This window comes from Aeromonas sp. NJAU223, assembly GCF_051125555.1.
GTDB classification, from domain to species: Bacteria; Pseudomonadota; Gammaproteobacteria; order Enterobacterales; family Aeromonadaceae; genus Aeromonas; species Aeromonas veronii_G.
This window is the reverse complement of record NZ_CP144204.1, coordinates 4,242,456-4,254,706: the sequence shown is the minus strand read 5'-3', so window position 1 is coordinate 4,254,706 and position 12,251 is coordinate 4,242,456. Positions and strand designations below refer to the sequence as shown.

Here is a 12,251-nt window from a genome sequence, read left to right as displayed (position 1 = left end):
GTGGCGTCATGAGGCTGGTGCGCACCCTGCGCGGCCGGTTGCTGGCCATCGCCCTGGTCTGGTGCGGGCTCTTCCTGTTCGCCACCGGTTTCAGCCTGCAGACCATGATGCGCAACTACTGGCAGGAGGCGGAAGCCGATGGCCTCAGGTTGCAGCTCTACGATCTGCTCTCCCGTCTCGAGATCCAGCACAATGGCTTGCCGGTCGTCACCGAGCCCATGGCGGATCCCCGCTACCGTCAGCCCTATTCCGGTTACTACTGGCAACTGGAGCTGGGGGGTGAGGTGATAGGCCGCTCCCGCTCCCTCTGGGATACCCACCTCAGCGCCCATGGCCTGAAGTCCGCCTTCGGCGACCCGGATCTCTTCGTCGGCAAGGGACCGAACCGGGAGCCGTTGCTGATCATGACCCGCACCGTGTTGCTGCCGGGTTCGGATCGGGTGTTTACCCTGGTGATGGCGAAAGACAGCACTGTGCTGACCCAGACCCTCAAGAAGACCCGCATCAGCCTCTTCCTCGGCCTGGGGTTCGCCGCCACCGGTCTGGTGCTGGGCTTCATGTTCCAGATCGTCTACGGCCTGCGCCCGCTGCACCTGCTGCGCCGGGAGTTGAGCCGGGTTCATCAGGGCCATCAGGAGGGATTCCGGCTGCGCTATCCGCTGGAGATCCAGCCCCTGGTTGAGGACATCAACCGGCTGCTGCACCACTACGGCGAGCTGTTGCAACGGGCCCGTGCCCACACCGGCAACCTGGCACACGCCCTCAAGACCCCGCTCAGCATCATGCGCAATCAGGTGGCCCAGCTGCCGCCAGAGGATCAGGCCGCCATCGGCGAGCAGCTCGACAAGATCCAGCGCCACATCGATTATCACCTCGGCAAAGCCCGGGTGACCGGCGCCGCCAAGATCCTGGGGGTGTCGACCCCGGTGCGGGCCCGGGTGGAGTACATCTGCCGCGCCTTCTCCCGTCTCTACCCGGGCAAGGAGGTGGATTTGCAGGTGCCCGCCAACCTGGCGGTCGGGGTGGAGGAGCAGGACTTTGACGAGATGGTGGGCAACCTCCTGGAGAATGCCTTCAAGTGGTCCGCCGGTCGGCTGCGGGTCTCCAGCGCCGAGCTGGGGGGCTGGATCACCCTGCGCATCGAGGATGATGGCCCCGGCATGAGCGAGGATCAGATTGCCAAGGCGGTGCTGCGCGGGGTGCGCCTCGACGAGAAGGTGCCGGGCTCCGGGCTTGGCCTCAACATCGTCTCCGATCTGGCGGAAGCCTATCGTGGCAGCCTCATCATGGGGCGGGCCGAGCTTGGTGGCCTGGCCGCCTCCCTCTCCCTGCCCAAGGTGGCCCGGATCGAGAGCTAGGCCACCGACGTTGCCATGAGGCGCCGACCCGTCCGGGCTGGCAAGGGACGGGCGTCCGGCTTAAGATAAAGTCCTTATTTCAAGGGGTAGGAAGAGTAGCAATGACTGATAATCCGTGGGCACTGTGTCATCTCGACGATTCGTTCGATGCCTCCGTGCTGGGTACCAAGGGCGCCCAGATCCAGTGGTTCGAAGACAGGGATGCCCTGATCGCCTTCCTGCTGGAAGATTTCGTCGACCTGCTGGCGGACGTGGGAGAGCTGGATGAGGATCAGACCGAGAGCGCCCGGGAGCGTTTCACCCTGCTGGTGGAGCAGAGCCTGGACGATCGCAGCCTGATGGATGCCATCAACGACCTCGCCTCCGGTCTGCGCCGCATCGCCTGGCTGGGGCCCTTGTCAGAACTGGCGGAGATCAGCGACGATTTCGCCAGCGGGCTGCGGGCCTTCTTCTGGAGCCAGTACGACGGTGACGAGGATGACCCCGAGGCCTGGGTGCCGGAGGATCTCTGGCCACAGCTGGTGGAGTGTGCAGAGGAGTATATGGTCGAGGGTGAATTCTAGGAGACGTCACACCGTAGATGCCGCATCAGGCAGCTGGATATGCTGCTGAATGCGGGTTTTCTGCCCGCCTCCATTCCGGGTTTTCCCACCAAACAAAAAAACGGCGCCTCGAAGGCGCCGTTTTTCATGGCCAGGATCCGGGATCAGGCGTTGGCCGGCACCTCGTGGGCCGTGTTGTTCAGCGCGGGCCCGCTGTATTTCTCGATCTCCAGCTGGGCCATGTGGCCGCAGTTGCCCTGCGCCAGGCTGGAGGAGCCCTCGTCGAAGGTCAGGCAGTTGACGTTGCCGTTCTTGCAGATGCTGCCCACCTCGCCCGGCTTGGCCGGATCGAACCAGGCACCCTCGCAGACACGCACCACCCCGGGGCGGATGTCTTTCGACACCAGGGCGCCCACCAGGATCTGGCCACGCTCGTTGAAGGCGCGCACCAGATCCCCGTCCGCGATGCCCCGTGACTTGGCATCATCCGGGTGGATCAGAATGGCCTCCCGGTCGGCGATGGCGAACTTGTCCCGCAGCGGGGTGTTGTCCAGCTGGGAGTGCAGCCGCTGGGTGGGGTGGGAGGTGTTCAGCGACAGGGGATAGCGGTTGGCCTGTTCGCTCTGGTACCACTCCTTGGGCTCATACCATCTGGGATGGCCGGCGCAGTCGACGTAGTTCATGCCCGCGACCGTGCTGGAGAAGATCTCGATCTTGCCGGACGGGGTGCCGAGGGGATTGAGCAGCGGGTTCTCGCGAAAATCGGCGTGGCGGATCCACTGGCGATTCGCCTCCGGGATGGGGAAGCGGATGTAGTTGTTGGACTCCCAGAACAGGTTGAACGGCGGCAGCGCCACCTTGGCACCGCGGGCCTGGGCGGCCATGCCGTCGTACATCTGCTTGAGCCAGAGGGTCTCGTCCTTGCCTTCGGTATAGGCTTCCTGCAGGCCGAGCTTGGCGGCGACGGCGCTGAAGATGTCGAAGTCGTTGCGTGCCTCGTGCTGGGGCGGCACGCACTGGTGCATGGGGAAGACGTAGCGCTGGGAGTAGTCACCCCCCATCTCCAGGTCGTTGCGTTCATAGCTGGTGGTCACCGGCAGGACGATGTCCGCGTGTTTGGCGGTGGCGGTCCAGTAGGGCTCGTGGACGATGACGGTCTGCGGCTTGCGCCAGGCCTCCAGCAGGTTGTTGGTGTCCTGATGGTGATGGAAGGGGTTGCCCCCCGCCACGTAGACCAGCTTCACGTCCGGGTAGGTCACCTTGCGGCCGTTGAAGTCGATGGTCTTGCCGGGGTTGGCGAGGCAGTCGGCGATGCGGGCCACCGGGATCGGGGCCGGGCTGTTTTGCGGCGCAGCCCCCGCCGAGATGCCGGCGAGAATGCCGCCCTTGGCAGTCGGGCTGCCGCCGGAGGAGTAGTGATAACTGAAGCCGTAGCCGCCCCCCGGCAGGCCTATCTGCCCCAGCATGGCGGCCAGGGTGATCAGCATCCAGTTCGGCTGTTCGCCGTGATGCTGTCGCTGCATGCCCCAGCCCGCCATGATCATGGTGCGCTTGGCCGCCATGTCGAGGGCCAGCTGGCGAATGACCTTGGCCTCGACACCGCAGATGGCGGCGGCCCACTCGGCGCTCTTGGGCTGGCCATCATCCTTGCCGAGCAGGTAGGCGAGGAACTTGTCGAAACCGGCGGTGTAGCGATCGAGGAAGGCTTGATCGTGCTTCTGTTCGCTATAGAGGGTGTGAGCCACCCCCAGCATCATGGCCACGTCGGTGTAAGCCTTGGGAGCAATCCACTCGGCCCCCGCCAGCTTGGCGGTCTCGTTGTAGACGGGATCGATGCTGATGACCCGGGTGCCCTTCTCCTTGAGCGCCTTGAAACCGGCCTGCCCCTCGTGATCCGGCATGTTCCAGCTGTTCTTCAGGGTCACCTGGGCGTTGACCCCCCAGAGCACCACCAGTTCGGCATTTTCCACCACGTTCGGCCAGGCCGTCTGCTGCTCGTACACCTCGATGGAGCCCATCACGTGGGACATGATCACCTGGGCCGCGCCGGTGGAGTAGTCACCGGCATAACCGGTGAAGCCACCCGCCAGGTTCATCAGCCGATGCAGCAGGGTGCGGCAGTTGTGGAACATGCCGACACTCTTCCAGCCGTAGGAGCCGGCGTGAATGGCCTGGGGGCCGAAGTCGCTCTGGACCCGCTTGATCTCGCCGGCCACCAGTTCGATGGCCTTGTCCCAGCTCACCTTGACCCACTCATCCGCACCGCGCAGCTCGGGTCTCGCGCCCGGGCCGTGTTCCAGCCAGCTCTTGCGTACCATGGGGAACTTGATGCGGTTCTTGGCATGAACCTGGAAGGGGGCCATGTCGATGAGCTCGTTCGGAGCCGGGTCATCGGCGATCGGCTGCACGCGGATCATGCGGCCATCAGAGACGATGGCTTCGAAGGCTCCCCAGTGGGCGCCGGTCAGTATGCCCTTCTGGGCGGGCACCAGGGTGGGGAACTGTGCCAGCGCCGTGCTGATGGCCTGGGCCAGGGCGTTCTTCGGGAAGAGGCCAGCCAGCAGCGGCAGGGCTGCGCAGGCGCCCAACCCCTTCAGCAGGTTGCGGCGGGACAGATTGGTGTCTTGGTCATTGAAAAAAGTCATGGGAAATTCCTCTGTTCCAGCCTCAGTGGGCCGCACTCATGTCACTGGCGTGTTTTTGCACGTATTGGGTCAGCATGCGGGACTGCTCCGGGGTGAGGGAGGTCCGCGATTCCATGCCCTTGATGACCCCGATCCACTGGTTCGCATTGAAGTGATCCAGGGCGGTCAGGCCGTGACAGCCGGTGCAGTTGTTGGACATCAGGGTGGAGGCGTATTGCCACAGCTTGCCCTGATCGCCGATGAGCTGGCTCTGATCCACCCAGGCGGTCAGCTTGACCTGATGCCAGGTGAGGTTGGTGGCGCCGTCGGTCTCGCTCTTGCCGGTGACCAGCGCCTGCTTGGCGGCGTCGCCGACCAGCACGCTCAGGATCCGCTTGCCGGGTGCGGCGTAGAACACCTCGCTGACCCCGTCCTGTTGCCAGCCTTCGATCTGCACCTGGGCACGGCCGTTGTCGTTGGCCAGGATCTCGACCTGGGTAGATGGCATCAGGGTGCCTTCGTCGGTGCTGGCCTTGGCGTCGAGGAACAGCGGGGTGGTGGCGATGGCGTAGCGAGTGGTGACGCTGGCCGGAGTCTGGGCGGCGGCGGCAGCCAGCTCGCTGGCACCGGCGGCAGCCAGTTCACTCATGTCCGGCATGATGTGAGCGACACCGCGGTGGCAGTCGATGCAGGTCTGGCCTTCCTTGATGGCAACCGGGTGTTCGGCCCGAGCGTTGGGGCGCTGGGCCAGGATGTCCATGGCCTCATAGCTGTGGCAGCTGCGGCAGGTGGCGGAGTCGTTGGCCTTGAGCTGATCCCAGACGGTCTGGGCCATGTGCAGCTTGCGGGCCTCATATTTCTCCGGGGTGTCCAGGGTGCCGAGGGCCTCGTGGTAGATGTCTTTCACCGCGCGGATCTTGGTCCACAGGTAGGAGGCGGGCTCGTTGGGGATGTGGCAGTCGGCGCACTCGGCGCGGATCCCCTTCACGTTCTGGAAGTGGACGCTGCCCTGGTATTCGGCGAGCGGCGTCTGCATGGAGTGGCAGGAGACGCAAAACTCGGTGGAGCTGGTCTTGTGCAGTACGGTGACGGTGACCCCCAGGGCCGCGACTCCCAGCAGGGCTCCCAGCAACAGGAGCCAGAACCAGCTCTTTCTCAACATTTTTCCCAACATGGCGTCATTCCCAACAATCAAATAATACCAATATAGTAGTAGTCATCGATGGCAGGGGCGTTGACCCCGGTCATATTTACATTTTTGAAAACAATGATTTTTTTGTCGAATAATCCATCAGTTAGCTACCGTTCCCAGCGACGTTGACGGCGGGCTGGCGTCAGAGGTTGTCTCCGGACCGGTCTTGGGATTGAAAAAAGACCCGAACGAGGCCGAATTTGAACGAGGCAAGGGTCAGTCGTCATCCCATGACGGACGATGGCGGCAGGCTTGGGATTTGCCGGAGGTGGCATGTATACTGTTCGCATATACAGTGTTCAGGTCAGCTTGCCATGCGACTCTTCATCGCCGAAAAACCCAGTCTGGGCCGCGCCATTGCCGATGCCCTGCCCAAGCCCCACAAGAAGGGGGAGGGCTTCATCGAGACCGCAGAGGGGGATGTGGTGACCTGGTGCATCGGTCACCTGCTGGAGCAGGCGGAGCCTGACGCCTACGATGCCGCCTACAAGCAGTGGCGGATGGAATCCTTGCCCATAGTGCCGAGCCAGTGGCAACTGGTGGCCAAGCCGAAGACCAAGCCCCAGCTCAGTGCCATCAAGCGGCTCATCAAGCAGGCCGACTGCGTTGTCAATGCCGGTGACCCAGATCGGGAGGGGCAACTGCTGGTGGACGAGGTGATCGATTTTCTCGGCTATCCCAAGAGCAAACCGGTGCAACGCTGTCTCATCAGCGATCTCAACCCGCCTGCGGTGCGCCGCGCCCTCGACAAACTCAGGGACAACAAGGAGTTCGTGCCGCTCGCGGTGTCGGCCCTAGCCCGCAGCCGTGCCGACTGGCTCTATGGCATCAACATGACCCGGGCCTACACCTTGCTCGGTCGCAAGGGCGGTTGCAGCGAGCTGCTGTCGGTGGGCCGGGTACAGACGCCGCTGCTGGGGCTGGTGGTGCGGCGGGATCTGGAAATAGATGCCTTCGTGCCAAAACCCTTCTTCGAGGTGCTGGCCCATGTGGTGACTCAGGGCAACGAGCGGTTCAGCGCCAAGTGGCTGCCGTCCGAGGCCTGCGCCCCCTGGCAGGACGAGGAGGGGCGGGTGTTGAACCGGGCGCTCGCCGTCAAGGTGGTGGAGCGCATTCAGGGCCAGGACGCCCTGGTGGAGGAGGTGGAAGAGCAGGCTCGCAAGCAGTCGGCACCGCTGCCCTACAACCTCTCCAGCCTGCAGATCGATGCCGCCAAGCGCTTCGGCATGGATGCCAAGCGGGTGCTGGACATCTGCCAGGGGCTCTATGAGCGCCACAAGCTCATCACCTATCCCAGATCCGACAGCCGCCACCTGCCGAGCGATCACTTCAACCGGGCGCCTCAGGTGCGTGACGCCATCGCCGCCACGGTGCCGGCCCTGGCCAAGGCGGTGAGCGAGGCGGACGGCAAGATCCGCAGCAAGGCCTGGAACGACAGCAAGGTGGATGCCCACCACGCCATCATCCCCACCGAGAAGCGGGGCAACGAGGGGAGTCTGAGCGGGGATGAAGCCAAACTCTATGGTCTGATCGCCCGCCAATACCTGCTGCAGTTCTATCCACCGTTCGAGTACAACGACAGCAAGGTGCTGCTGCGCATCGCCGGCGGCCTGTTCCAGGCCAAGGCCAGACGCATCCTGAAAGCGGGCTGGAAGGCGCTGCTCGGGGTGGAAGAGGATGACGATGAGGAGAAGGCCGGCACCCTGCCTGCCCTGCGTCAGGGGGAGAGATTGCTGTGTGAGCGGGGTGAGCTGCTGGAGAAGATGACCCAGGCCCCCAAGGCGTTCACCGATGCCACCCTGCTGGCGGCCATGACGGGCATCGCCCGCTATGTGCAGGATCCCGAGATCCGCAAGACCCTGCGGGAGACCGACGGGTTGGGGACGGAGGCGACCCGGGCCGGTATCATAGATCTGCTGTTCAAACGCCGTTTTCTGGTCCGTCAGGGCAAGAGCATCAAGGCCACCCCCACCGGGCGGGCGCTGATCCTGGCGTTGCCCGCCACCGCCACCACGCCGGACATGACGGCGCTCTGGGAACAACACCTCGGCCGGATCGCCGAGCGCCACGCCAGCTACCAGCAGTTCATGGGGCCCCTCACCGAGCAGCTGCACGCCCTCATAGAGGGAGCACGGCAGGACTCCGGCGCCAGTTTCAGTGCTCTGCCCAAGGCGGCCGAGGGCGCAGGGAAGCGTCGCTTCACCCGCCGCAGTGGCAGCAGTGGTAAGAGTGGAGGCAAAAGCGCCACGAGCACAGGTGCAACCACTCCTCGCAAGAGCACGGGCAAGCGTGCCACTCGCACCAAGGCGGCCTGAGGCTTTCCGAGGCCGTTGCTTGAAGATAAAAAGAGGGGCTTTCGCCCCTCTTTTGTATCGAAATAATGCGCTAAAGCAGTTAATTAACCTGTGTAGACCCCCTCTTCCGGGTATCGAATGCGGGTCTCGCTCGGTCTGGCCAGCATGAGTGCCAGGGTCAGTGGCCCCAGACGACCGCAGATCATCACCAACACCAGGATGAGCTTGCCCGGCTCGCTCAGCCCAGGGGTGATGCCGGTGGTGAGCCCCACGGTGGCGAAGGCCGAGATGGTCTCGAACATGATCTTGTCCAGGGAGACGGACTCCGTCAGGGTCAGCAGGAACATGGAGAGCATCAGCACCATGACGCTGACGATAATGATGGCGAGCGACCGGGTCACTATCTGGGGAGAGAGGGTGCGACCGAAGGCGGTCACATGGGGTCGCTTGGTGAGAAAGGCCCGGGTGGCCAGCAGCACCACGGCGAAGGTGGTCACCTTGATCCCCCCCCCGGTGGAGGTCGCACCGGCCCCGATGAACATCAGCATCATCATGAACAGCAGGGAGGCAGGCACCATCTGACCGATGTCGACGGTGTTGAAGCCTGCGGTACGTGCCGTGGCGGACTGGAAGAAGGCCGCCAGCCATTGGCCGCCGAAGCTGGTTTGCCCCAGGGTGTGGGGGTTGTCGTGCTCCAGCAGCCAGAACATCAGGGTGCCCAGCAGCAGCAAGGCCGGGGTCATCAGTATCATCAGCTTGCTGTGCAGTTTCAGCTTGCGCCAGCGGCGGTTGCGCACCAGATCGACGATGACGGTGAAGCCGATGCCGCCGAGGATCAGCAGGGCGGGGATGGTCAGACTGATGATGGGATCGTCCCTGTAATCCATCAGATTGTTGGCAAACAGCGAGAAACCAGCGTTGTTGAAGGCCGACACCGCATGGAAGAAGCTGACGTAGAGGCCGTGGGACCAGCCCATCTCGGGTACCCAGCGGATGGCCATGATGCAGGTGCCGATGAGTTGGGAGACGAGCGCAAACAAGACGATGCGCTTGACCAGCTGGACGATGTTGACCGAGCCCTCCTGGCCGAGCGCCTCCTTGGCCAGTACCTGTTGGCGCAGGCCGATCCGCTTGCTGAACATGGCGATCAGCAGCAGGGTCATGGTCATCTGACCGAGCCCGCCAATCTCCATCAGGATGAGCAGAATGATCTGCCCTTGCAGGGTGAAGGCGGTGCCGGTATCCACCACCCCGAGGCCGGTCACGCTGATGGCCGAGGTCGCGGTGAACAGGGCATTGATGAAAGTGACCTCGCCCTTGTGGCTGGAAGGCTGTACCAGAAACAGGGTGCCGACCAACAGAATCATGAGGAAACTGCCCAGGATCAGCTTGGCTTCACTCCAGCGGGATTCGGTATCCCGCTGCATGGTGAAGGCGTAGTTGCTGCGCCAGTTGATCATAGAGTGTCGAGCCAGTGGTCGATGGCGTGCTTGTTGCCGGCCAGGATCAGGATGTCGCCGAGTTGCAGCTCCATCTTGCCGGTCAGCACGTTGTGCAGCACCTCGCCACGCTTGATGGCAAGCAGCTGGAAGTCGCTCTGCTGCAGCAGATGCAGATCACCCAGGCTGCGACCGTTTTGTTGCAGACCGATCACGAATTCGGTGAGCACCATGTCGTGGCCCAGCTCCAGATAGTCGAACAACCGGTTGTCCAGCATGCTCTGGGCGACCCGGCGCCCCATGTCCCATTCCGGATTGATCACCTTGTCGGCCCCGACCTTTTGCAGGATCTTGGCGTGGAACTTGTCACGGGCCTTGACCCACACCTTCTTCACGCCCGCTTCCTTCAACACCAGCGTGGTGAGAATGCTGGTCTCCAGGCTGTCACCGATGGCGACGAAGACGATGTCGAAGTTGGCGAGGCCGAGTTCGGCGACCGTGGCCTCGTCGGTGGCATCGGCCACGATGACATGGTTGCACAGGGTCGCTATCTGGCGGGTCTTGACCTCGTCGATATCGATGGCCAGCACCTCGGCATCCTGCCGCTGCAGCTCTTCGCACAAGGCACTGCCAAACAGGCCGAGCCCGATGACGGCAAATTGGTTGTTCATTCACACTTCCTCAAGGGACTGAAGGAGTTACTCTACTCCAGCGGCTTGAGTCCGAAAAGTACCCGGGTTTTTCGTCCCGGGGGTTCTGGGGTAAACTGCCCCCTCGCTCTTGTCGGGACACGCAGATGAAACTCACCCCCCACGCCCCCTTGTTGACCCTCAATACCCTGGGCCTCGAGGCCCACTGCCTCTGGCTGGCCGATGTGGCCGAGCTGGACGATCTCCGGCAACTGCGGGACAACGCTGAGCTGGCGGCTCTGCCGCGCCTGGTGCTGGGTGGCGGCAGCAACATCCTGTTCTGCAACGATTTCGCAGGCCTGGTGGTGCACAACCGTCTGCTGGGGATCGAGATGCAGGATGAGGGGGATCACTGGCTGCTGCACGTCGCCGCTGGCGAGAGCTGGCATGAGCTGGTGTGCCATGCCCTGCAGCAGGGTTGGCACGGGCTGGAGAACCTGGCGCTGATCCCCGGTACGGTGGGGGCGGCCCCGGTGCAAAACATCGGTGCCTACGGGGTCGAGCTGGCCCGATTCTGCACCTATGTGGAAGCCTTCAACTGGCAGAGCGGCGAGCTGGAGCGCATCCCGGCCGCCGACTGTCAGTTCGGCTATCGCGACAGCATCTTCAAGCACGCCTGCCAGGATACGCATTTCATTACCGCCGTCGGCCTGAGCCTGCCCAAGGCCTGGCAGCCGGTACAGGGCTATGGCCCGCTGGCGGCCCTCGGCGAGCAACCGAGCCCTCAGGCCATCTTCGACACCGTCTGCGCCACCCGCATGGCCAAGCTGCCGGATCCTGCCCGGCTCGGCAATGCCGGCAGCTTCTTCAAGAACCCCGTGGTGCCGCAAGCACTGGCAGAAGGGTTGAAGTCACGCTACCCGCAGATGCCGCTCTATCCGGCAGGGGAGGGGCAGGCCAAGCTGGCTGCGGGCTGGCTCATCGATCAGTGCGGCCTCAAGGGGTTTGCCATCGGCCGCGCCGCCGTCCACCAGGAGCAGGCGTTGGTGCTGGTGAATCTGGGAGGGGCCAGTGCCATGGAACTCATCGCCCTGGCCGCCCATGTGCGAGACAGCGTGGAACAGCAATTCGGGGTCGTGCTGGAGCACGAGGTGCGTTTCATGGGATTGACCGGCGAGACCTGGCTTGACGAGGTGCTGGCATGACCCTGACCCCCATCAGACAGACCCTGATCACCCTGCTGAGCGATGGCCAGTTCCACTCCGGTGAGCAGCTTGGCGAACAGCTTGGCATCAGCCGGGCGGCCGTCAGCAAGCACATGGCGGCCCTCAAGGAGCTGGGGCTGGATCTGTTCAGTCTGACCGGCAAGGGCTACCGGTTGGCGGTGCCCATGGCACTCTATGACGAGGCCAAGTTGCGGGCCCAGGTCCCCATGGCACCGGTGCACTGCTTCTCGGTGATTGGCTCCACCAACCAGCATCTGCTGGAGCGGGTGAACGGGCTGCAATCCGGCGAGAGCTGTCTGGCGGAGTGCCAGACCGCGGGGCGTGGGCGCCGTGGCAAGCCCTGGATCACCCCCTTCGGTTGCCAGTTGATCCTGAGCATGTACTGGCGCCTCGAGCAGGGCATGGCGGCCGCCATGGGGCTGAGCCTGGCGGTGGGCGTGGCCGTGGTCCAGGCGTTGGAGTCCCTCGGTTATCCCGGAGTGGAGCTGAAGTGGCCCAATGATCTCTATTATCAGGGGCGCAAGCTCGCCGGCATCCTGGTGGAGATGAGTGGCAGTGCCGGGGCCAGCTGTCATCTGGTGATCGGGATCGGCCTCAATCTCGCGATGCCGGAGCGCCAGGGGGAGAAGATCGATCAGGCCTGGTCCGAGCTGCGCCACGTCAAGCCCGAACTGGTGGATCGCAATGAGCTGGCCGCCTGCGTGATCCAGCATCTGCAGCAGGCCATGGTGACCTTCGAGCAGAGCGGTCTGGCAAGTTTCGTGGATAACTGGAATCGGCTCGACTACTTCGCCGGCCAGCCGGTGAAGCTGCTGATGGGGGAGCAGGTGATCCGTGGCATCGCCCGCGGTATCGACGATCGCGGTGCCCTGCGGCTGGAGACGGAGGAGGGAATCAAATTCTACCTGGGGGGGGAGATCTCCCTGCGTCGAGGCGACTGAGGTCGA

At 63.7% G+C, this 12,251-nt stretch carries 9 protein-coding genes; 5 read left to right on the top strand and 4 right to left on the bottom strand.

Annotated features, from left to right (window positions below):
- The first annotated feature begins 8 nt into the window (after positions 1 to 8).
- Positions 9 to 1,358 (top strand): sensor histidine kinase, encoded by a 1,350-nt coding sequence (locus VZC39_RS19605; RefSeq protein WP_349920121.1) that lies wholly within the window; start codon positions 9 to 11, stop codon positions 1,356 to 1,358.
- Positions 1,359 to 1,459: 101 nt separating this feature from the next.
- Entirely contained in the window at positions 1,460 to 1,921 is a 462-nt protein-coding gene (locus tag VZC39_RS19600) for a hypothetical protein (RefSeq protein ID WP_434664612.1), read from the top strand.
- A gap of 143 nt (positions 1,922 to 2,064) precedes the next feature.
- Here VZC39_RS19600 and torA read toward each other — a convergent pair whose 3' ends face one another.
- Entirely contained in the window at positions 2,065 to 4,545 is a 2,481-nt protein-coding gene (gene torA, locus VZC39_RS19595; RefSeq protein ID WP_349920117.1) for a trimethylamine-N-oxide reductase TorA, read from the bottom strand.
- A 22-nt stretch (positions 4,546 to 4,567) separates the two neighbouring features.
- The gene (locus VZC39_RS19590; protein ID WP_349920115.1) at positions 4,568 to 5,698 is read right to left on the bottom strand and encodes a NapC/NirT family cytochrome c; all 1,131 of its coding nucleotides are present in this window, start codon (positions 5,696 to 5,698) and stop codon (positions 4,568 to 4,570) included.
- A 332-nt stretch (positions 5,699 to 6,030) separates the two neighbouring features.
- On the opposite strand from VZC39_RS19590, the gene VZC39_RS19585 reads away from it, so the two are divergent.
- The gene (locus VZC39_RS19585) at positions 6,031 to 8,031 is read left to right on the top strand and encodes a DNA topoisomerase III (protein WP_349920113.1); all 2,001 of its coding nucleotides are present in this window, start codon (positions 6,031 to 6,033) and stop codon (positions 8,029 to 8,031) included.
- An 83-nt stretch (positions 8,032 to 8,114) separates the two neighbouring features.
- On the opposite strand, the gene VZC39_RS19580 is transcribed toward VZC39_RS19585, so the two are convergent.
- On the bottom strand, positions 8,115 to 9,470 hold the full coding sequence (locus tag VZC39_RS19580) for a TrkH family potassium uptake protein (RefSeq protein ID WP_434664611.1): 1,356 nt from the start codon (positions 9,468 to 9,470) through the stop codon (positions 8,115 to 8,117).
- Entirely contained in the window at positions 9,467 to 10,120 is a 654-nt protein-coding gene (locus VZC39_RS19575; protein ID WP_349920109.1) for a potassium channel family protein, read from the bottom strand. Before VZC39_RS19575 ends, VZC39_RS19580 begins: the two co-directional genes overlap by 4 nt.
- A 125-nt stretch (positions 10,121 to 10,245) precedes the next feature.
- On the opposite strand from VZC39_RS19575, the gene murB reads away from it, so the two are divergent.
- Together murB and birA are read left to right on the top strand one after the other, a co-directional pair.
- On the top strand, positions 10,246 to 11,283 hold the full coding sequence (gene murB / locus VZC39_RS19570) for a UDP-N-acetylmuramate dehydrogenase (RefSeq protein ID WP_349920107.1): 1,038 nt from the start codon (positions 10,246 to 10,248) through the stop codon (positions 11,281 to 11,283).
- On the top strand, positions 11,280 to 12,245 hold the full coding sequence (gene birA / locus VZC39_RS19565) for a bifunctional biotin--[acetyl-CoA-carboxylase] ligase/biotin operon repressor BirA (RefSeq protein ID WP_349920105.1): 966 nt from the start codon (positions 11,280 to 11,282) through the stop codon (positions 12,243 to 12,245). Before murB ends, birA begins: the two co-directional genes overlap by 4 nt.
- The last annotated feature ends 6 nt before the right edge of the window (positions 12,246 to 12,251 follow it).

Coding starts and splice junctions, on each gene's coding strand:
- VZC39_RS19605 (WP_349920121.1), top strand. CDS start 9: ATGAGGCTGGTGCGCACCCTGCGCGGCCGGTTGCTGGCCATCGCCCTG.
- VZC39_RS19590 (WP_349920115.1), bottom strand. CDS start 5,698: ATGTTGGGAAAAATGTTGAGAAAGAGCTGGTTCTGGCTCCTGTTGCTG.
- torA (WP_349920117.1), bottom strand. CDS start 4,545: ATGACTTTTTTCAATGACCAAGACACCAATCTGTCCCGCCGCAACCTG.
- VZC39_RS19585 (WP_349920113.1), top strand. CDS start 6,031: ATGCGACTCTTCATCGCCGAAAAACCCAGTCTGGGCCGCGCCATTGCC.
- birA (WP_349920105.1), top strand. CDS start 11,280: ATGACCCTGACCCCCATCAGACAGACCCTGATCACCCTGCTGAGCGAT.
- VZC39_RS19580 (WP_434664611.1), bottom strand. CDS start 9,470: ATGATCAACTGGCGCAGCAACTACGCCTTCACCATGCAGCGGGATACC.
- murB (WP_349920107.1), top strand. CDS start 10,246: ATGAAACTCACCCCCCACGCCCCCTTGTTGACCCTCAATACCCTGGGC.
- VZC39_RS19600 (WP_434664612.1), top strand. CDS start 1,460: ATGACTGATAATCCGTGGGCACTGTGTCATCTCGACGATTCGTTCGAT.
- VZC39_RS19575 (WP_349920109.1), bottom strand. CDS start 10,120: ATGAACAACCAATTTGCCGTCATCGGGCTCGGCCTGTTTGGCAGTGCC.